We start from the raw sequence: 21192 nt of genomic DNA, 5'->3' as shown, positions 1-21192 counted from the left end.
TCTAAATAATTTAGTTAGTTATTGTTAATAATGGTTAATGAGTGGTTGATACTCATATTGGTTGATAATCACCTAATATAGGGTTTGAAAATGATGTAAAAAACTTTTTTTTACATTTTTTGACAATTTAAATCGTTTATGCAAAAAAACGCACACCCAAAAGCAGGAGCAAATTACCCTTTCGATAATTAACTACCGATTAATATTACCGTATACGGTTTTTATCCTAAAAAGTGCTAAAACGATATTAAAACCGGCACTTTTTCCAAAATCTGAAGAATTTAATCAGCCGTTTTTTTGTCGCAGGAATTCATAACAATTGAGTTACAGACTAAGCTTAAAAAGCTCAGTAGAGAATCATTTTCGGAAGTACAGGAGATTTTTATTGTCCCAGGTCGCCCTTGACATAAGTTTCACCTGAGCCTTGTTCAAAGGCAACAGAGCTGAAATCTTCAGGCGCAGTAAAGTTTATGGCATTTAAAACAGTACCATCTGGACGGGTAACTATGCCTTTTGGAGAGTAATACATTTTTTTTTGTTGATTCCAGGTCAGCTCTTCTGTGTTAAAAGTCAGATCATCCCTCACCACAACAACATTTTTCTTAAATATCGTTACCTGTTCAGTTTCTTTTCTAATCGCATAATCAGAAGTAATAGTTCCTGTAACGGTTTGTTTCGGATCGAAGAAGGTAATTTTCACCCCTTTCGGCATCTCCTGGTATTTACTGCCTGAAGATGGATTTACCTGATCCAGGATGGGTGCAAAACCTTTGGCTTTAACAACGGCAGAATCGCTGAAAACGATTTCGACCTTTAAAGACCTGTCCTTACTGAGTGTAAGTTTTTTAGAAGAAATTGTAGCCGCTTTTTTTAAGTCATCCCCATTGCAGGAACTTAAAAAAAGCGGGACAAAGCACAGTATAACTATACGTGATAATATACCGGCAATATTCATTAGTCGAATTTAAATCTTTTAAACCAGGTATCATTCAGCGTAAAGCCTAAATGCACACTAATATAGTTTTCCTGAAGGGTACCACTTTGCATAGTTCCTCTGCGGCCAAGTTCAGTTGTGAAGTTCATTTTATAGAATGTACCTCTGGTTTGAGAATTTGCCAATGGCAATCCAAGTCCAAAAGATATAGCCATTTGTTTCACATCCTGATCAGAGATATTGATATAGGTTTTATCGTAACTAAAGCCTAAACGATAGTCAACTCTTTTGAAATAGCTGTTGATTGAGGTAATATCCGGTGTAATCTGACCACCAACAGATACGCCCTGACTGTTTTGCAAGCCCTGGTTTACACCATTAATAGCATATGAAGACCATTTACCTGTTCTGAAATCAGCACCAATCAGCCATTTGTTATCTTTTTGCAGCGCAATTCCGAAGTTATGGATCAAAGGAAGTTTCAGATTAGATTTTCCGCTTCCTATAGAATCCACAGTTTCTACAGTTACATTTCCTTCTCCTGTATTGCCGTCATACAAATATTTGCTGGCCATAAAGGTTCTTGTAGAATTGATTGTAGAAGCCGATGAACCTGAATAACCAAAAGTCAATAACATTTTAGAGGTTAAACGGACATCATACTGTGCACCATAAGAGAAACTGATACCACCGATACTGTTTTTATTTTGCAAACGCGTGGCAAAAGCACCTGGGTCATTTACGAATTCCACTCCTCTGTTTTCAATCAGGTTACCGAAAAGATATTCCATATTGGCACCAATTCTAAAATGATCTCCAAAACGGTAACCATAACCGATATAGGCTTTTGATAGTCCGCCCTCACCAGAATAAACATTGTTTACATCAGAAGTTGAAGGATTTCCAGGCGTACCAGTTACTGTTTGTCTGTTGGAAAAGTTATAACCAAGCTCTGAATAAGGCAGAATACCAAAACTCACTGCAGAGTGCTGATTGACCGGAAAAGCCAAAGCAAGGTGACTTAGCGTACCATTGAAACTGTTCTCACTTGCACCATCCTTTTTAAGATTGGTAAAAGTACCCGCAACACCAACATCAATCGTTGTCGAAGTTATTCCGGCATAAGATGCTGGATTCTGAATGTTGATATTGTTATATCCGGTAGGTTTATTCACCGCTGTCGAAATTCCGCCCATCGCCCTGAACTGAGGGAGTAAGACACCTTTAAGGTTTCCGATTCCATATTTAGAATATGGCGACTGAGTAGTAACCTGTGCGTTCACAGAAATGCTGGCTAGCAGAACTAAAACTGCAGTTATATAATTAATTTTTTTGTACATATTCAAATGCAATGACTTCATTTAATCCTTTTAATACTAAATAGGGATCGTGTATAATTTGAGGTGCAAAGATGCTGTTTTTTAATTGTTCCAGCAAAAAAGTAGCATCCCCTCCAGTTATAACTACCTTCAGTTCTTTATTATTTTTATTATTTAATGCTATAAATCCTTCAACTTCGTTGATTACACCCTGCAGGACGCCATTTATGATGGCAGTCTCTGTATCAGTACCCTGAGGAATAATTTGTAATTCCCTGTCCCACTTCACTAACGGGAGCTTGCCAGTGTAGTGATTCAAAGCAAGAAACCGCATATTCAGGCCCAAACTAATGCTCCCACCATAATAAGCACCCTCTTTGTTTAAAAAATCATAGGTAATACAGGTTCCTGCATCTATAACTAAACAATCTTGCTGAGGATAAGCATGATGAACGGCAATTATTTTTGCCCATCTGTCTTGTCCGAGAGTAGCTATTGTTTGATAATAATTATTTATGCCCGTATTCAAATTGGTAGAAAACGGCATATAATTGGTTTGCGCCTCTAACAAGGTCAAAAGTTCAGGATCTGCCTTTTTCACACTGGAAACAGTAGAATTAGCGACTTTATACCTGGCGATTAATGTCGTCAGTATCTGCTGATCAAAATGCGCAAGGATTTGGAAAAATACCAGCACTTTATCGTTAAAAACAGCTATTTTACTGTTAGTATTGCCGATATCTATTACGAGATTATGCATTTACCAATCCACACTTCATGTTACAAAGCTATTAATCTTTACCAAGTTTCAAGCCGTCAAATTGTTAAAAAAAGTTAAACAAACAAAAAGAACTGTATCGTTAAGACCAAAATAACGAACAAGCTTTCATAAAACCATCGTTTTGTTGCATTCGAAAAATAGTAAGCCAGCAATACTGCACCAGGCGGCACACAGAGTAGAAAATGGTAGAGTTTAAAGTTCGACTTTGTATAAACGCTTAAAATTGCGATCAAAAACATAAAAAACAGCATTTGAAAGGCTTTTCTGGTACTGATAAAACTCCTGAAGAAATTCTCCCGCAATTGTATACTGGCCAATACCATCGTGATTCCTACAGGAACCAGCACCAGGTAATCATTATACCTGATCTTAAACATCGATGGGAATTTGTTTTTTAAAGGCAGCCATATTTTATAAAACATTCCCAGATTGTCGTTCCAGTAATAGAAAACAGCCAGAAAAAAGATAATAGTAAGAAAGCCTACCAATCCTGAAACCCATTCTCTCCAGTTAAATGAACGATATAATAATAAACTCAGCCAGATGAGCAAAAGCATCATCACAAAAGGGAAATAAATCAGTGTGCCCACTGCGATAAAAAGCCCGATATCAAACATAATCATGATCGCATTGGGCGATTTACCAATTTTCAATAATTTATCCATAATCAGGATCAACATGAAATTGGAAATCAGTACCGGGCTAAGAATAAGAAAAGGATCAAATAAACTTGCTCCCGTGATATAGAGTAAGGCGGGCAGGAAGCTTGGTTTAGCCAGCAAAGTATGGTTGTTCACGATCCTGTTAAAGATGATCGCCTGAATGAAAACCAGAATACCAGCCATCAGAATGTTGGTAATTACCGAAAAATTATCCCCTATAGGAATTTGGATCAAAAACTTAGCATACGGCTCTATAAACTCAAAATTCAACCGCACTGGTGGATTGATCAAAATCGAGATCCGCATAAAAAAAGTATATGCGAACAGCAGGAGTATATTGATAGGGTTTAAAGTTTTGAATTGATTGATCATGCCGTAAATAGAAGGGCAAAGTAAAGAAATTTATCTGGCAAACTGGTTTACAACTTTTTCAATCACCTCAGCAGTCTCATCAGGAAAATTAAATTGATGCGTTTGCGGCTCAAGCACCCATTTTTGAATTACAGGCAGCCAATTTTTATTAGATCCCCAAATTACCGGCAAGCCCATTTCCTGCAAAGCATAAGCATTACATTGTTGCTCGTATTGAAATTTCATCGGTACAACCAGCAGTTTTTTACCTAGAAATAAAGCTTCAGCCGGTCCTTCAAAACCACCACCGGTAAATAAGCCTTCACAGCTTGCCATGCTCAGATTAAACTGCTCATTATTCACAGGACGTACCTGAACATTCCCAGCAGTAAAACTTGTCTTTGTGTGTTTAGAGAAAACCTGCCATTGTACATGCGGAATCTGTTGCAGGATCGGCACCAGCATTTCATCAGCTATCGCAGGCAAGTATACAGTATAATGCCCCAGGTTGCTGGTCTGAAGATTTCTGATCTCCGAACGAATAACTGGAGTATGGATAAAATCGTCGTATTCTTTGAAGTGAAAACCTACATAATGTGTAGATGGCGCATAATATTTCATAACTAGCTGAGCCCAATCGATACTTTTAGGCTTCGGGACTTTCTTCGACTGAAAAGAGGCCTGATGGCTTAAGCCTATGCTCTCTACCCCTTTTAATTTACATGCCCAGGCAGTAACAGGTTCAAAATCGTTTAAAATAAGGTCGTAATTTTTAAGTGGTAGCTGACGCATATCCTTTACAAACCGCGGAAGATTCATTGACTTCCAGGTTTCGTAATGGTCTACCCCACCCTTTTTACCGAAAATAAAGCTGAAACCATGAAGCTGGTAAGCCACCTGCTGACTCAGTTTGACATCAGCCTGAGTGCCACTGATTAATAATTCTACATCGCCGTGCTGTTGTAATAGAGGCACGATTTCACGCGCGCGGCTGATATGGCCGTTTCCTGTACCTTGAATAGCATAAAGTATCTTCATCCTTGCCGAATATCTGTAATTTTATTTGCTAGACAATTTCTAATTTTATCTTTTGTAGCAACATATTGATATCCAGCTTACTATGCAAATCCTCACTATCGGAAAGAATTCCTTCTTCTACTTCGTCTGTTTGAAAGTCTTTCGGCTCATATTTGAAGATGTTCCATTTCTGATCTTTATATTCCAGTGCAGTCAGGTTTTCTACCCAGTCACCGCTGTTTAAATACAATACCTGTCCATCCTCAGTAGTTACCGTTCTCATCTCGGGTTGATGAATATGGCCGCATACGACATAGGCATAACCATTTTTCGCCGCCAGTTCAGAAGCTGTATCTTCGAATTTATTGATAAACTTAACCGCGTCCTTAAACTGTGCTTTAACTTTTTTAGAAAAGCTCATTTTCTCCTGGCCAAAGAGCTTCAGTCCCCAGTTTACAAAGCTATTGATCAGAATTAAACTATCATAACCTACCGCGCCTAATTTGGCAAGCCATTTAGAGTGCTGCATCGTCACATCGAAAATATCACCGTGGAAAAACCATGCTTTTTTCCCGTCGAGTTCCAAGACCAGCTTATTCTGGATATGGAAAGAGCCCAGGTGCATGTCTGCGAATTTGCGCAATAACTCATCATGGTTTCCTGTCAGATAGTATACCGGTACGCCCTCAGTTACAAACTTCATCAGTTTTCTGACAACTTTCATATGTGTTTCGGGCCAGTATCTTTTACTGAATTGCCAGATATCAATAATATCTCCGTTCAGGACCACTATTTTGGGTTTGATACTTTTTAAATATTTAAGGAGTTCTTTTGCATGACAACCGTAAGTGCCCAGGTGGACATCAGAAATCACGACAATATCAACTTCTCTTTTACACATCGTCTTCATCTATGGTGAGTTCATAGGGACTGAAAAAGAAAGCTACAAGAGCAATAACACAAACAACCGTAATTATTTCTTGCATATCAGTTCAGTTTATATACACAAATGTGCAAAACTCAGGTTAACAATACATTAAGTAAATATTATGGTATAAATATCTGTTTTTTGAGGATTAAGACCTATTGATTTCCCGGCTGATAGGCGTTAAGGTTTTGCGGGGGTTGTGGCTAGGTTGTGGTACACATTGAAGTAGGGTTGAAGTAGTATTCAACTACCCTTGAAGTACCTCAGGCTACTTCAATCCTACTTCAACCCTAGTTCAGTACTAGTTCAATGTATACCACAACCCCTACAGTACCTAGCCAATACCCCTGCAAAACACCAATTTTTTACCTTAGCAAAAAAGGGTTGCTGCATCACGCAACAACCCTTCTTATTAAAATATTAAAAAAGTATTAAGCTACCTTTTTTGTCTTTTTCTGATCCGTATAAACTGCAAACCCTAAACCTAACATCAACAGGATTGAACCCGCAAAGGAGATCTTCTCTCCCATATAGTAAGAAGCAGGGTGGAAAATGAAGTCAATTTTATGGTTTCCAGCAGGAAGCTGTGCAGCACGTAAGGTATAATCAGCTCTAAAATAAGGCTTCTCCACATCATCAATGTACATTTTCCAGCCTTTATCATAATAAATCTCAGAGAATACAGCAATCACATCTCTTGGAGCACTGTAAGAATAGACCATGTGGTCGGGATGATAACTATCTAATTTAATCATCGCTGTCGGGCCACCAATACCTGCTTTAGCCGTATCAATTAAGTTTTTATATTTAATGTCTACAATAGCTTCTTTCTTAGGATCAAAACTGCTGATTGCTTTCATCTCTTCGTCAGAGTTTTTCACAAACTGAACCTGATCTACAATCCATGCATTACCAGCCGCAGATTCATTGCGCTGCATTTTATAAGCACCAGTCTGCTGATCTTGCGTAATAATATATTTAGTGTTCAGCATGTCCAGCACATCATGGTTTACGCTTTTTGTAAACTGATGATCAACTAATTCCTGAATACGTTTTAACCTTGCTGAATGCGCTCCACCAACCGTTTTGTGAAAATACGAAGCATCTGCACTCGTGAAAGTAGGAATAGACGTATCAAATACCCTGAAATCAGGATCTTTATCCGCTAAAATAAAAGTATCCACATCTCTTGGCTGATAGTGGTTAGTCAGGGAAGATGCAGGCACAAAATTCTGGTTATTTAAATAACGGCGATCTACCTGCCACATATCAATCAGGATAAATAAAGCCAATAAACCAAAAGCATATTCTGCTTTCATCTTTTTAGTGATGAATGCCCAGGTTAATCCAAATCCGATAGCGATAAAGATCAAAGTCCTCAAAGCATCAGCTCTTGCCAGCTCTGCTCTGTCTTGTATTAACGCATTGCCAATGGTAAGCGCAACATTTTTATCATTATTCACGGCCTGACTCAATGTATTCAGAAAAGCTTCATGATCAGAAGTCTTGAAACTGAACAACAAAGTAGGCATAATGGCAATAATCAAGGCGAAACCACCTGTAATGCCCGCAGACCACGTTAGTTTTTTAACCAGATATTTCTGATCATATTGTCCGTCCTGAGCTTCCTTAACAGCTAATACAGCCAATATTGGGAACAACAGACCAACTACTGCCAGAATAGATTCTACAGCCCTGAATTTGTTGTACAATGGTACATAGTCGAAGAACAGATCAGATATAAATGGCAGATTTTTACCAAATGATAAGAAAAGGAATAAGATTGTAGTCGCTAAGATCCACCATTTGATACGGTTACGAACAATAAACAAACCGAATACAAATAATAAACATACAATTGCCCCGAAATAATAAGGGCCTGCCGTACCCGGTTTATCTCCCCAGTATACTGGCATCTGCGCTGCAAAACCAGCAGCCTGTTCAGGTGAAGCACCTACAGTTTCAATGGCTTTCGCTACGTTTGATTTAGCATCCAGACGATTTGTTCCGCCACCATATAAATTAGGGATCAGAAAAGTGAAAGATTCACTTACCCCCTGGCTCCACTGATAAGCATAGTCCTTTGGAAGACCACTGTCTGGTTCCGCTGCATCTGCAGTCAGGTTAGATTTCCCTCGGATAGTCTCTTTCCCATATTCATAAGTTGTCCACAGATTACTGGCATTAACCATTACTGACAGCAGTACGGCTATTCCAAGAAACCCAATAGCTTTAGAAAGTTCTTTGGTTTTATTCGCTTTAACAGCGTGGTAGATTTCTATTCCGATGTAAATTAACAACGCTAACAGAAAATAATAAGTCATCTGGATATGGTTAGCTCTGATATTCAGGGCGAGAAAAAGTGCTGTTAAACTTGCACCCATCCAGTATTTACCCCGCATAGTCAGAATAATCCCTGCAAGGATCGGCGCAAACAGGCCAATTGCAAGGGCCTTATTGCTATGCCCGGCACTAATAATTATAAAATTGTAAGAAGTAAATGCGAATGCGATTGCGCCAGCCGCAGCCAGCCAAGGGTTAACCTTTAATACGCAGAAAAGCAGGTAGGAACCTAAAAGGTACATTAAGACTGTGCCTACAGGATTTGGCAGCACATCTGTAATCAATGCTATCCCATAAGTAGTCAGATTGAGCGGATATTGAACCCAGATCTGATAAGCCGGCATTCCGCCAAACATTTCGTTCGTCCACAGTGGTCCTTTGCCATCTTTGGCTTTGTACTCCATGATCTCCCGCTGCATGGCTTTAGCCTGCATTACATCACCTTGAATCGGAACTTTCCCCTGTAAAACAGGACTAAAATAGACGAAACATAAAATTACAAAAAATGCACTGATGGCTAAGTGTATGCCATTCCTTTTTAACCAATTGTTCATTAAGGTCTGTTTATATTAAACTAACCCCAAAAATATAAAATTGATACAGATTAGGAAGGAAATATATCGATTAGCGGGATATTTTTATTTAATTTCCTCGTAATCAACGAAATCACCAAGTTTATCGGCATTTCCCTGCTTAGGCTGTGGCGGTACATAGTCAATTGACAATGAGCCTTCTGGTTTAGCAGAATAGCGCTGTTGTTGTTGTTGCTGCTGCTGTCCGGTATAACCTGATGACTGTTGCTGCATTTTCCCGAAGATACTTTTGACTACCATTGGAAAAACCAGTCTCAACAAAAGACGGATAATCCAGAGTATCAGTATAGTAAAAAAAAGAAATTTAATTAATCCCATTTATTTATTCAGTTAATCTACAAATATAGACAGAATTCAATGTTGATTATTACAAAGACTGCCCGTTTGTTATATAATAATTACAATCTGTACAGAAATGTGGTTATAATAAGTATTTAAGCCTATTTAAAGGCCTAATCTTCTTCAACGATTTCTGCAACTCTTCCTATTTGCCCGTCTTCCAGACGAACTTTAATCCCACGGGAATGAAAAGCCGAGGATGTCAATAAGTTAGCAACAATTCCCCTGGTCAGCTTCCCGCTGCGCTGATCTTTCTTTAAAATGATTTCTACTTCTAATCCCGGATAAATATCCGCTCTGTTCTTTCCGTCCATTATTTAACTTTTTGTTTACCAAATCTCTCTGCAAAAACTGTTTCCATTGCGAACATTTCGTCACGCAACCGTGCAGCCATTAAGAAATCCATGTCTTTGGCTGCTTTAGCCATATCTTTTCGCGTCTTATCAATTGATTTCTGCATTTCAGGCTGTGTCATATACTGCACAATCGGATCTGCGATTATACTTGCCTGGTTAGTCTCCACGTAAGCATTTTTATGCGCTGTATTCGCTGAGAAGTCAAGTACAGAGGTCTGTTCCAGAATTGCTTCTCTGCTTTTTCCTACTGTTTTAGGGGTGATGCCATGCTCTTTATTGTAGGCAATCTGCCGCTCTCTCCGGCGGCTGGTTTCATCTATGGTTCTCGCCATGGAATCTGTTATTTTATCTGCATAAAGAATTACCCTGCCCCTGTCATTTCTTGCTGCCCTGCCGACGGTCTGGATCAATGCCCGGTCTGATCTTAAAAACCCTTCTTTATCGGCATCCAGGATCGCTACAAAAGAAACTTCTGGTAAATCCAGACCTTCTCTTAACAAGTTGATCCCGATCAGCACATCAAATTCACCTAAGCGTAATCCCCGTAAAATCTCCACTCTTTCCAGAGTTTTCACCTCAGAGTGGATATAACGGCATTTGATATTCAGCCTGTCCATATATTTGGTTAACTCCTCTGCCATACGTTTGGTCAGGGTGGTTACCAGTACACGGTCACCCATTTTTATAGTTTTATCAATTTCATCCAGTAAATCATCAACCTGATTAATTGCCGGACGTACTTCGATCAGCGGATCAAGCAAGCCTGTAGGGCGGATTACCTGCTCCACGACAACCCCCTCAGTTTTCTGCAATTCATAATCTGCAGGAGTTGCACTTACATAGATCGTTTGCGGGGCAAGACTTTCAAATTCCTCAAAGTTTAAAGGTCTGTTATCCAAAGCAGAAGGTAAGCGGAAACCATATTCCACCAATGACATCTTACGCGATCTGTCTCCACCATACATCGCCCTGATCTGTGGTACAGTTACGTGACTTTCATCAATCACCATCAGGTAATCTTCAGGGAAATAATCCAGTAAACAGAAAGGGCGCATGCCGGGCTGACGGCCATCGAAGAACCTTGAATAGTTCTCAATCCCGGAGCAATAACCCAGTTCTTTCATCATTTCAATATCAAAATTGACTCTTTCTTCCAGTCGCTTGGCTTCCAGTAATTGCCTGTCCCCTATCAATTGATTTTTCCGGGCTTCCAGTTCTTCCTGAATTCCCCAGATAGAGGAAGTAAATCTATCTTTTGGTGTCACAAACAGATTTGCCGGATAAACGGCCATATCTTCCACTTTTTCTATTGTTTTACCTGTTACCGGATCGATAATACTTAATTCTTCGATATCATCTCCGAAAAAAGAAATACGGTAAGCGGTATCTAAATAAGCTGGAAAGATATCAACGGTATCGCCCTTAACTCTGAATGTCCCCCGTTTAAAGTCATTGATAGTCCGTGCATATAAAATTTCAACAAGACTATGCAGGAATGTATTTCTGGACACTCTGGTCCCTACTGCAAATCGGAATACGGAGCGGGAGAAATCTTCTGGATTTCCCATACCATAAATACAGGAGATGGAAGAAACGACAATTACGTCCCTGCGCCCCGACATTAAAGCAGAAGTTGTTCTTAGCCTGAGTTTTTCAATCTCTTCATTGATACTTAAATCCTTTTCGATATAAGTATTGCTGCTGGGCATATAAGCCTCTGGCTGATAATAATCATAGTAAGAAACAAAATAATTCACCTGATTTTCAGGAAAAAAGTTTTTGAATTCTCCATACAATTGAGCAGCCAGTGTTTTATTGTGGCTCAGAATCAGAGTGGGTTTCTGCGTTTGCTGAATCACATTGGCTACTGTAAACGTTTTACCAGATCCCGTTACGCCCAGTAATGTCTGATAATTTTCATTATTGTTAACGCCTGTAACCAATTGTTCAATGGCGGCTGGTTGATCACCCGTAGGTTTATAATCTGAAACAAGTTGAAATTTCATAGCTATTCAAAGATAACAATTATTGATGTATTGGATTGTCGTGATTATATCCTAAATTTATTGGCATCATGAAATTACTGGTATATGTTCCCATACTTACGCCCAGGATAAAGTATGTTTTTAACTTTATTTTCACCGATATCCTCAAAGCACAGGCAGGGTTCAGTTCGAATGTCCAAGAATTTAAGGCCTCACCGTTGCCTAAAATCAGCTATTCGGAGATGCCCGTCGGTGATGAGCCTTTCTTTAAAAATTCAGATTTCCTGCTTGCACATACCATTTCGCCTCCAACTCTTAAAACCACAACTTTCGGGGATATGATTGTCCCTTTTGCAGTAGATAACAGTAGTTTGCCGTTTGATGTTTTCGCTGCAGCGTTTTATTTTGTAAGCCGGTATGAAGAGTACCTGCCTTTTAAGGCAGATGCGGAAGGAAATTATCCCCCTGAGGCAAGTTTACAATTCAAACTTAAGCTGCTGGAATTCCCGGTTATAGATGGCTGGGCACTCATGCTTAAAAACATGTTGTTGAAGCGTTATCCTAAACTCCATTTCGGACAGAAGAAATTTGAATTCACTCCGCTGATCTGCATGTATGATGCACCGGGAATGAGCTCTTTTAATATATTTAAGCATGCCGTTAATTTTTTAAGGAATATCCCTTTCATTTCCCGTCCCAGATCAGCAGCTCAGGCCAAGGGTAGCGGGTTATCGTTATTTCTGAATGAACAGCATGAAAAATACCAACTGGCACCGGTGTATTTTTTCAAACCTTCTGCAGGGGTAGACCTGATTTGCGATCGTCAAATTACTTTTCCCAGAAGCTATCTCCAATTGCTGAAATCGGGTGTACTCAAGGATTATAGAATGGGTTATGAAACCACAGTTGGTTTTAGAGCCGGTACTTGTACCCCATTTTTCTGGTATGACCTGCAGCTGGAGAAAACCACACACTTACAAATTTACCCTATTGCTATCAATGATATTATTCTCTTACAGCGCAGGACATTTAATATTGATGAAACCATAGAACAATGGGGAAAATTGATAGAAAACGTCAAATTATTAAATGGTCATTTTTATATTTTATGGCACAAAGAAACTTTGCCGGAATTCGGTAAAGGGAAAGTTGGAAGAAGACTATACACACAATTGTTAAGCAATTTTTTATCTTTACCAAATGATATTTGACCTGAGTAAAACAAATTCTATTGCGAATATTTTCATGGCAGAACTGCGTGATGAAAATATCCAGAAGGATAAGATGCGTTTCCGTAAAAATCTGGAAAGACTGGGTGAATTTTTTGCCTGGGAGATCAGTAGAAACCTGCCGTATAACGATTCAGAGACGCAGACTCCATTAGGGATTGCTAAAACTAAAGCGCTGGACAGTCAGCCGGTACTGGCTACTATTCTACGTGCTGGATTACCGATGCAACAAGGCATGCTGAATATCTTTGATCGTGCTGACGCAGCATTTGTTACTGCTTACCGCAAGTCTAATCCTGCAGGGACGATAGAGATCCATGTGGATTATATTTCTTCTCCCGATCTGACAGACAGAGTTTTAATTATGGTTGATCCGATGCTGGCTACTGGCCTGAGCATGGTTTTGTGCTGTAAAGAACTGATGGCGAAATACAAAATCAAAGAATTACATATTGTGGCTGCTATTGCAAGTGCTGAAGGGATAAGACATGTACGTGCAAACTTACCTCATGCCAAATTATGGCTGGGCGCAATCGATGATGAAATGACCGTTAAATCCTATATTGTACCTGGATTAGGTGACGCCGGAGATCTTGCTTACGGAACCAAAATCTAAGTATCAAATGATCAAACATATCTTTTTTGATTTAGACCATACGATCTGGGATTTTGATAAGAATGCAAGGGAAACCTTAACTGAATTATATCATCAGTATGAACTGAATTTGCTTGGTCTTCCTGTTTGCGATCTGTTTATTGACGTTTATACGGAAAATAATCATGCACTCTGGGCGGAGTATCATTTAGGAAAAATCACTAAAGATGTATTAAGATCCGAACGTTTCAGCAGAACTTTTGTTCAGCTGGGTGTTTCGCCAGATTTGGTACCCTTAGGGTTTGAGGATGATTATGTGAACCAAAGCCCAAGAAAAAAGAACTTATTCGAAGGGTCAGAAAAAGTACTATCTTATTTACAACAAAAATACACACTGCATATTATTTCGAACGGGTTCAAGGAAACTACCCTGACTAAAATGGCAGCCTGTAATTTAAACCCGTATTTTTCGAACGTAATTATTTCTGAAGATGTAGGTGTGAATAAGCCTGATCGTGCAATTTTTGAATACGCACTGCAAAAAGCGGGTGCTGAAAAACAAGAAAGTATCATGATTGGTGATAGCCTGGAAGCTGACATCCGCGGTGCACAGGATTTTGGAATCAAAGCTATTTTCTTTAACCCTTTAAATATTGCCAAGCCTGCTGATGTAGCCTGGCAAATCTTGCATTTGGAAGAATTAATGCAACATTTTTAGCAATTTGCTGTTTTAATCGGAACAGCAGTTTAAATTCAGGTCATTACCAAAATGATGACCTGAATTTAAACTTTCTAAATGTATTAAGTTAAGCTATGCGCAATTCTTCCGTTTTTTCTTCGCTGAAAGACATTTCAGCAAATTATCAGCATTTTTTACGGGGGGTCTCTGAGGATCAGTTTCAAGTAACACCACCTAGTGGAGGATGGTCGTACAGCGAAGTATATTCACATATTTTTGACATCAGTATATTAACGCTTAGAGAAGTGCAGAGCTGTATCAAAGGAGAAGGAAAGGTAAAGCCTACTGCTTTTATTGTCAAAGTGATCTTATTCTTCGGGAGTTTTCCACCAAACGCAAAGTATAAGGTACCCAAAGTCTTGGTTGGAAGGGAACGAAAAATCACAAAAGAGGCCGCAGCAGTATTTATCCAGAAGTTCCTGGAAGAACTTAATATTGTTTATAGCCAGCTTCATTTAGCAGATCCCGCACTTAAAACCCGTCATCCACGTTTAGGTTATTTAAATGCATCACAATGGTTCCGTTTTATGGAAATCCATCTAAAACATCATTGGAAACAATTAAAGCGAATTGAGAAGAGTTTTTAATTTCACATCTTTGCGCGGATGAAATTACCGGGTTTAAAAGGTTTTGACGAGGAAGCGTTCAACAAGTATTTTAAAAATACGGGTTGGCTGATGTTTGGGAAAATTCTCAGCATGGTAGTTGGCTTCGTCATTGCGCGGTATCTTCGTGCTTCTTCTTTTGGAGAACTTAGTTTTGCAGATGCTTTTACCATGATTATCGCGGCTGTTGGTGCTTTAGGCCTGGACACGTTTATTATCCGGGAAATCCTGAATGAACCACATAAGAAAGATGAAATTTTAGGGACTTCTTTGTTAATGCGTTTAGGAGTAAATGCCCTGTTAATTCCGATTACGGTTTGTATTTACCTGCTTTTCCATCATTATTCTGAAAAACCGGGAGATTCACTGACCTGGATTATTCTAATCTTGTCTTTTGCGTCTTTTTTCAAGTCATTTAACGTAATTGATTCTTATTTTCAATCACAGGTTGCTTCTAAATATGTAGTTAAAGTCCAGAATATTTGTGTGGTATTGTCTGCCGTGGTGAAGGTCTTACTGGTTGTTTTTAAAATGCCGCTGATCTATTTTGCAGCTTCTTTGACTTTCGACAGTGTTGCGCTTGCTACTGGCCTGGTCTACATGTATCATCAAAGAGGTTTTAGTTTATTTACCTGGACCTTTAGCCGAAAAAGAGCGATCAGCTTGCTGAAACAATCTTTTCCGCTGATCCTTTCGGCAGTTATGGTTTCTATCTATATGAAGATTGATCAGGTGATGTTAAAGAGCGTAGGTAGTATAGAAGTGGGGATTTACAGCGCCGCAGCAAAAATCAGCGAGGCTTGGTTTTTCATTCCTGTAGCCATTGTAACTTCTGTCTTTCCAGCTTTAATCCATGCGCGGAAAACTGACCTGGACCGGTATCAAAAACGTTTAAGGAATTTATATGATTTACTGGTGTTTATTAGTTTACCAGTAGCGATAGTCATCACATTTTTAGCGCCATTTATTATTCAGTTTCTCTATGGGGACACTTATAATGGTGCGGGGCAAATGTTAGCGATACATATATGGTCTGGTTTATTCGTTTTTCTGGGCAGTGCGAGTTCACAATATTTACTGGCAGAGGGTTATACCATGATATCTTTCCAGCGGACGGCCATGGGTGCTGTGATCAATATCTTACTTAATTTATGGCTGATCCCCCTTTATGGTGGTGTAGGTGCGTCTATCGCTACTTTAATTGCTTGTGCAGTCAGTGCTTTTTATCTTTTATTAATTCCCAAAACCAGGGGTCAGGGTATAATGATGTTAAAATCATTATTTTTGTTCACTGTGTTTCAAAAAATATTCAATCGTCAGAAAAATTCACCGCATGTTTAGTAGCTGTTTAATTTTAACGGAGGCTGAGGTGCCTGGATTTTTCAGAATTCATATTACACCTAAAAAGAATTTTTGCCATGTTAAGCGATGAAGTAAAATCAGCATACGACAATTTTTATACACAGACCGATACGACCTGGCGCATGCTTGGAGCGGAAGCTAAGGCAAAGAATATTATGGAAGTTTGCAAAAGTATCCAGCCTGTTAAAGTACTGGAGGTTGGTGCGGGTGATGGCAGTATTCTTCATTTTTTAAATGAGTGGAATTTCGGCAAGGAGCTTTATGCGCTGGAAATTGCTGATACGGGTGTTGCTCTGATTCAGGGCCGTGGTTTAAGCAGATTGAAGGAGGTACAGAGTTTTGATGGCTACCAGATTCCTTATGGGGACAATGAGTTTGATTTGGTTATTTTGGCACATGTGCTGGAGCATGTAGAGCATGAGCGGATTTTAATCCGGGAGTTGAAACGTGTGGCCAAACATATCGTGGTCGAAGTTCCTTTGGATTATCGTTTCGGGGTGGATAAAAGGATGAAACATTTCCTGGATTATGGTCATATTAATATGTATACGCCTACTGCTTTGCGCTTTTTATTGCAGAGTGAGGGTTTAGAGATTATCGATGATCAGGTTTCTATGACGCCTACGGCAACGATTAAGTTTAACCAGTTTGTTAACAATAAGACGCCTAAGACTTTTTCAAAGGTTTTAAGGATTGAGCTGGAATACCGGATCAAAAAGATGGTTGGGAATTTATTAGGAACGAAAAAGCAGGAACAATATGGGAATGCATATACCGTTTTAACCAGAAAATCAAGTCAGACACTTCAAATATTTTAATTCATGCAAAGTTTCGCTCCTATTGCCTTATTTGTTTACAACAGGCCCAAGCATACTGAACGTACGCTTAAGTTTTTGAGACAGAATGAACTGGCGGCCGAAAGCCGTTTATTTGTTTTTTCTGATGGCCCGAAGTCGGAGGCTGAGGAGGAGAATGTGAGGGAGGTCAGGGAGTTGTTGAAGCATATTGATGGGTTCAGGTCTGTAGAGGTTATCGAGAGAAAGAGTAATATGGGCCTTGCTGAGTCTGTTATTGCGGGGGTGAGCAGGTTGGTAAAGGATTATAAGCAGGTGATTGTTTTTGAGGATGATTTAGTGACTTCGCCTTATACGCTGACTTATTTTAATGATGCGCTGACTCGTTATCGTGATCAGGAGAGGGTTATGCATATTGGTGCTTATATGTACCCGTTGAAGGAGAATACGTTGCCGGAGACTTTTTTTTACAGGGCGGCAACGAGTTGGGGTTGGGCGACGTGGGATAGGGCGTGGCAGCATTTTGAGCCAAATATTGATGTTTTGATGCGGCAGTTTGATGCGCGGAAAAGGGCTGAGTTTTCTATTGAGCATCAAATGAATTTCTGGAAACAGATGAAGGATTTTAAGCGTGGAAAGAATAATTCGTGGGCGATCAGGTGGTATGCTTCGGTGTTTTTAAGGGGTGGGTTGACGTTAAATCCGAGTCAGTCGTTAGTGAATAATATTGGCCATGATGGTTCTGGGGTGCATTCTGGGATCAATGATATTTATAATGTGATTATTAATCCGAGACGGGTGAGGGTTTTTCCGGAGGTTGTGGAGGAGAGTGTTGTGGCTTATGAGGTTATAAAGGGGTTTTTGAGTACGAGGAAGGGGAGTTTTGTAGATCGTTTGAAGAGGTATTTGAAAGGGATTGGTCTTTTGAAGTAGGTTTCTCCACCAGGGAAATATAAAAACCCCCGATACTGTCGGTGCCCTTTGTTGGTAAAACCAACGCTGGTCACCTACAGTATCGGGGGTTTTTAATTTCTCAAATTGGTATGATATGTCGGTCTACTTTTACTTAAAAGAAGATCTCCTTATCAAATATTGGGGGTGGTTTGACAGGGTGCAGATTAGGTATAAAGAGACTTGTTTCTTTTCTGAGACTTTCTGAAGGAAAAACTGGTTCAATATTCGGATATGCCCCTTCCTGAGTTTTTAGTATTATTTTTGTTTTCTGGCTTCCAGGATGATGTATGGGGATAGTTGACGGGAGTTAAAGGGGAGTATCTTTGTGAATACTTTCCCGGCTAGCCATAGGGATTTTTTCAGGAGTTTAATTCCTGTTGAGCGTTGTTTTTCGTTTTCAAGCCAGATGCTGAAGTGTCCGAAGTATTTGGATTGGATAACTTCGAGCCCTGCTTTTTTGCAGATATCGGCAAGGAGAGCGGGATCCATGCAGGAGATGTTGTGCTTGTCGTAGTTGGCGCGGTCAAATGATTTTTGAAACCAGCCGTTGATTGCTTTGAAGTTGGGCAGGGTGATGAACAGGGTCCCTCCTGGTTTGACGAAATCTATATGGCGCTGAATAATGTCGGTGGTGTCGTTGAAGTGCTCAATCAGGCCGCAGGATAAAACAAGGTCGTATTGCTGAGTTTCTTTATGGTTGAAGAGATCAGTTTCAATGCTGTGGATATCGCTTTCTTTGAGGTTGTTTGCTTTGAGCAGTTCGTTGGTTACGGGCTGGTGAACAAAGTAGTCCAGGAGGGTAACATCGAGTTTAAGGTATTTTTTGAGGAAGACAGCGTAGTAGCCGGGGAAACCGCCGAGTTCTATAGCAGTTCTTACCTTTTGGGTTTGGACTATAGTGGTGAGCTCTTTATGGAAAAGGTAGTTTGCAGGGATATTGACTGACAGTCCTGTTTTACTTTCCCAATAGTTTACCCAAAATTGTCTGTCTGTTAAAAGGTTATCCATGTGTGTTTTCTTTTTTTGTTGTGTTTGTTTAGTCTCTTCGGGTTAATAACGTCAAATGGGGTACTAGAGTTTGTGCAGCTGACGTTATGGAAGAAAAAAAATGTTTATTTATTTATTTGGGAGACGTAAAATTAATTATATTCAACTGAAAACAGTTAAAAAATCAGGAGGCCGCTAAAATTTAGGCAATAAATTTGTTTAGGGCATCGAATAAAGGATAACAATTATATGTAATTTTGAGCTGTTGAAGATAATCCATTTAAATACATACGAAGGAAACGGTGGGGCTGGAAGAGCTTGCCTCCGTCTAAGTGACGCGCTGCAGGCTAGTGGCGTTGAATCCCGTGTGATGGTTTATTACCAGTTCAAAGAGAGTAACAAGGCGGATTCGTTTAGCAAAAGCCTCTTTCAAAAAGGGAGGGCTATTTTCAATATTCTCGCCGAAAGGTATCTGGCCAAATTTTTAACGAAGGCACTGAAAACTCCTTTTTCTTTGCAGTGGTTTGGTCGTTCTGTGATTGATAGTGCAGCATTAAAAGAGGCAGATCTGATTCATATTCACTGGATTAACCACGGTTTTTTAACTCCGAAAAAGCTGGCTGAACTGGAGGAGCTGGATAAGCCGATTGTCTGGACTTTTCATGATAGTAATGCTTTTACAGGGGGCTGTCATGTCCGGTATTCTTGTGAGAATTTTCATAAGCAATGTGGATCCTGTCCGCTGTTAAAGATTAGCGGGCCAAATGATATTTCTCATTGGAATTGGGTAAGCAAGAAAAAAGGTTATGCAAATCTGGGCTTTCATATTGTTGCCCCAAGCCGCTGGATGGCCGATTCGGTAAAATTCAGCAGTTTAATGGGCGCCAGAGAAACTACGGTTATTCCCAATACAATTGAAACCAGTATTTTTAAGCCCTATGCAAAGGCTGAGGCTAAGAGGTCTCTGCAGATTGCACCTGATAAATTTGTTTTAATGAGTGGCTTTATGCCTTCTAATAATGATAAGCACAAAGGGACGGCGTATTTGATTGAGGCCATGAACGATCTGGCCAGCAGACCGGGTATAGTTAAAGAGCGTATAGAGTTACTGATCTTTGGCAATAAGGATCAGACTGATGTCCCGGTTTTCCCTTTTAAAACGACTTACCTGGGTAAAATAGATAATGATGCCCACCTGGCGAAGTGTTATTCGGCAGCTGACGTGTTTATTACGGCTTCTCTTGAAGACAATCTTCCGAATACGGTGATGGAAAGCCTTGCTTGTGCAACTCCCGTAGTGGCTTTTAAAACAGGTGGGATTCCAGATATGGTCGAACACCTGGTCAATGGCTATCTGGCAGATTACGAATCTGCTGAGGATCTGGCTACAGGTATGGAATGGTTGTATCATGAAGAAAATGCAGCAGATATTCAGAAAGAAGCCCGTTTAACTATACTCACACATTTTTCTGAAGCAGTGATTGCTGACAAACACATTGCCTTATATCAATCCCTGATCAATTTACATCCACGTTAATCAATTATATTTCATTTCATGTTGCAGCCAAAGCTAAGTGTTATTACCATCGTATATAATAATGTAAGGGATATCGAACGCACCATGCTTTCGGTGTTGAATCAGACGTACCCGAATATTGAATATATCCTGATTGACGGTGCTTCAACAGATGGAACAAAAGATATCATTTATAAGTATAAATCCAGACTGGCCCAGTTTATTTCTGAAAAAGATAAGGGGATTTATGATGCAATGAACAAAGGGTTGAAATTAGCTACAGGCGATTATATCTTGTTCATGAACTCTGGGGATGAAATTTATGCACCTGAAACGGTAACGGATATTTTTGAGACCGCACCTGGAGCCGATATCTATTATGGGGAAACAGAGATGTTTAATGACAACTGGCAAAGTTTAGGACAAAGGAGACACCGTGCTCCGGAATGTTTTAGCTGGCGTAGTTTTAAACATGGAATGAGTATTAGTCATCAGGCCATTTATGTGAAACGCAGTTTAGCTGAGCCATATGATTTACAGTATAAGTACAGTTCAGATATTGACTGGATTATTAAAGCTGCAAAAAAGGCATCAAGTATTGTAAATACACAGCTTTATGTAGCAAAATATCTGGTTGGAGGAATTTCTAAACAAAAGCATTTTGCGAGTTTAAAGGAGCGCTTCCGCATTTTTCATAAGTATTATGGATTGATTCCAAACCTGGTTAACCATTTTTGGATTGCAATTAATCTGACACAGTATTATGTTAGGCACAAGAAAACGAACGATTAATCTTTATCGTT

Annotated in this window: 20 protein-coding genes; 9 read left to right on the top strand and 11 right to left on the bottom strand. The window is 39.6% G+C overall.

Features of this window, described 5'->3' with window-relative positions; all coding sequences use genetic code 11:
• Nucleotides 1–382: 382 nt before the first annotated feature.
• The 10 genes from AY601_RS22280 to uvrB form a co-directional block, all read right to left on the bottom strand.
• Entirely contained in the window at nucleotides 383–955 is a 573-nt protein-coding gene (locus tag AY601_RS22280; RefSeq protein WP_068405314.1) for a hypothetical protein, read from the bottom strand.
• Complete coding sequence (locus tag AY601_RS22275; protein ID WP_232324649.1) at nucleotides 955–2295, bottom strand: hypothetical protein; 1341 nt, start codon at nucleotides 2293–2295, stop codon at nucleotides 955–957. The genes AY601_RS22280 and AY601_RS22275 overlap by 1 nt, the downstream gene beginning before the upstream one ends.
• Complete coding sequence (locus AY601_RS22270; RefSeq protein WP_068405308.1) at nucleotides 2258–3013, bottom strand: type III pantothenate kinase; 756 nt, start codon at nucleotides 3011–3013, stop codon at nucleotides 2258–2260. The genes AY601_RS22275 and AY601_RS22270 overlap by 38 nt, the downstream gene beginning before the upstream one ends.
• A 74-nt stretch (nucleotides 3014–3087) precedes the next feature.
• Nucleotides 3088–4002, bottom strand: a complete 915-nt coding sequence (locus tag AY601_RS22265) for a DUF6427 family protein (RefSeq protein WP_232324648.1) — start codon at nucleotides 4000–4002, stop codon at nucleotides 3088–3090.
• A 96-nt stretch (nucleotides 4003–4098) separates the two neighbouring features.
• Complete coding sequence (locus tag AY601_RS22260; protein ID WP_068405302.1) at nucleotides 4099–5085, bottom strand: glycosyltransferase family protein; 987 nt, start codon at nucleotides 5083–5085, stop codon at nucleotides 4099–4101.
• A gap of 28 nt (nucleotides 5086–5113) precedes the next feature.
• Nucleotides 5114–5965: a UDP-2,3-diacylglucosamine diphosphatase gene (locus tag AY601_RS22255; protein WP_068405299.1), complete on the bottom strand. Its 852-nt coding sequence runs from the start codon at nucleotides 5963–5965 to the stop codon at nucleotides 5114–5116.
• Between the two features lie 458 nt (nucleotides 5966–6423).
• Entirely contained in the window at nucleotides 6424–8889 is a 2466-nt protein-coding gene (locus tag AY601_RS22250; RefSeq protein ID WP_068405297.1) for a hypothetical protein, read from the bottom strand.
• An 84-nt stretch (nucleotides 8890–8973) separates the two neighbouring features.
• Entirely contained in the window at nucleotides 8974–9246 is a 273-nt protein-coding gene (locus tag AY601_RS22245) for a DUF4834 family protein (RefSeq protein WP_068405294.1), read from the bottom strand.
• Nucleotides 9247–9380: 134 nt separating this feature from the next.
• The gene (locus tag AY601_RS22240) at nucleotides 9381–9581 is read right to left on the bottom strand and encodes a YwbE family protein (RefSeq protein ID WP_068405291.1); all 201 of its coding nucleotides are present in this window, start codon (nucleotides 9579–9581) and stop codon (nucleotides 9381–9383) included.
• Nucleotides 9581–11629 (bottom strand): excinuclease ABC subunit UvrB, encoded by a 2049-nt coding sequence (gene uvrB, locus AY601_RS22235; RefSeq protein WP_068405288.1) that lies wholly within the window; start codon nucleotides 11627–11629, stop codon nucleotides 9581–9583. Before uvrB ends, AY601_RS22240 begins: the two co-directional genes overlap by 1 nt.
• 68 nt (nucleotides 11630–11697) lie before the next feature.
• Here uvrB and AY601_RS22230 point away from each other — a divergent pair, with 68 nt between their 5' ends.
• From AY601_RS22230 to AY601_RS22200, 7 genes are all read left to right on the top strand, one after another.
• Nucleotides 11698–12819: a DUF7033 domain-containing protein gene (locus AY601_RS22230; protein ID WP_068405286.1), complete on the top strand. Its 1122-nt coding sequence runs from the start codon at nucleotides 11698–11700 to the stop codon at nucleotides 12817–12819.
• A complete protein-coding gene (gene upp, locus AY601_RS22225) occupies nucleotides 12809–13453 on the top strand; it encodes a uracil phosphoribosyltransferase (RefSeq protein ID WP_068405283.1) in 645 nt (214 codons plus the stop codon). The genes AY601_RS22230 and upp overlap by 11 nt, the downstream gene beginning before the upstream one ends.
• Nucleotides 13454–13460: 7 nt before the next feature.
• Entirely contained in the window at nucleotides 13461–14150 is a 690-nt protein-coding gene (locus tag AY601_RS22220) for a YjjG family noncanonical pyrimidine nucleotidase (protein ID WP_068405280.1), read from the top strand.
• A 95-nt stretch (nucleotides 14151–14245) separates the two neighbouring features.
• Nucleotides 14246–14758, top strand: coding sequence for a DinB family protein (locus tag AY601_RS22215; protein WP_068405277.1), 513 nt, complete (start codon nucleotides 14246–14248; stop codon nucleotides 14756–14758).
• 18 nt (nucleotides 14759–14776) lie between these two features.
• Nucleotides 14777–16117, top strand: coding sequence for a flippase (locus AY601_RS22210; protein WP_068405274.1), 1341 nt, complete (start codon nucleotides 14777–14779; stop codon nucleotides 16115–16117).
• Between the two features lie 77 nt (nucleotides 16118–16194).
• Complete coding sequence (locus AY601_RS22205) at nucleotides 16195–16956, top strand: class I SAM-dependent methyltransferase (protein ID WP_068405270.1); 762 nt, start codon at nucleotides 16195–16197, stop codon at nucleotides 16954–16956.
• Nucleotides 16957–16959: 3 nt separating this feature from the next.
• Nucleotides 16960–17865, top strand: a complete 906-nt coding sequence (locus AY601_RS22200; protein ID WP_068405267.1) for a glycosyltransferase — start codon at nucleotides 16960–16962, stop codon at nucleotides 17863–17865.
• 276 nt (nucleotides 17866–18141) lie between these two features.
• Here the strand turns inward: AY601_RS22200 and AY601_RS22195 are convergent, their stop codons facing one another.
• Nucleotides 18142–18894 carry a class I SAM-dependent methyltransferase gene (locus tag AY601_RS22195; RefSeq protein ID WP_068405264.1) on the bottom strand — a complete coding sequence of 251 codons (753 nt, stop codon included), beginning with the start codon at nucleotides 18892–18894 and terminating at the stop codon, nucleotides 18142–18144.
• A gap of 244 nt (nucleotides 18895–19138) precedes the next feature.
• Here AY601_RS22195 and AY601_RS22190 point away from each other — a divergent pair, with 244 nt between their 5' ends.
• Together AY601_RS22190 and AY601_RS22185 are read left to right on the top strand one after the other, a co-directional pair.
• Entirely contained in the window at nucleotides 19139–20410 is a 1272-nt protein-coding gene (locus AY601_RS22190; RefSeq protein WP_068405259.1) for a glycosyltransferase, read from the top strand.
• A gap of 18 nt (nucleotides 20411–20428) precedes the next feature.
• Entirely contained in the window at nucleotides 20429–21181 is a 753-nt protein-coding gene (locus AY601_RS22185) for a glycosyltransferase family 2 protein (protein WP_068405249.1), read from the top strand.
• Nucleotides 21182–21192: the final 11 nt, after the last annotated feature.

The organism is Pedobacter cryoconitis, from assembly GCF_001590605.1.
Taxonomy (GTDB): Bacteria; Bacteroidota; Bacteroidia; order Sphingobacteriales; family Sphingobacteriaceae; genus Pedobacter; species Pedobacter cryoconitis_A.
This window is presented reverse-complemented; position numbering and strand designations above follow the sequence as displayed.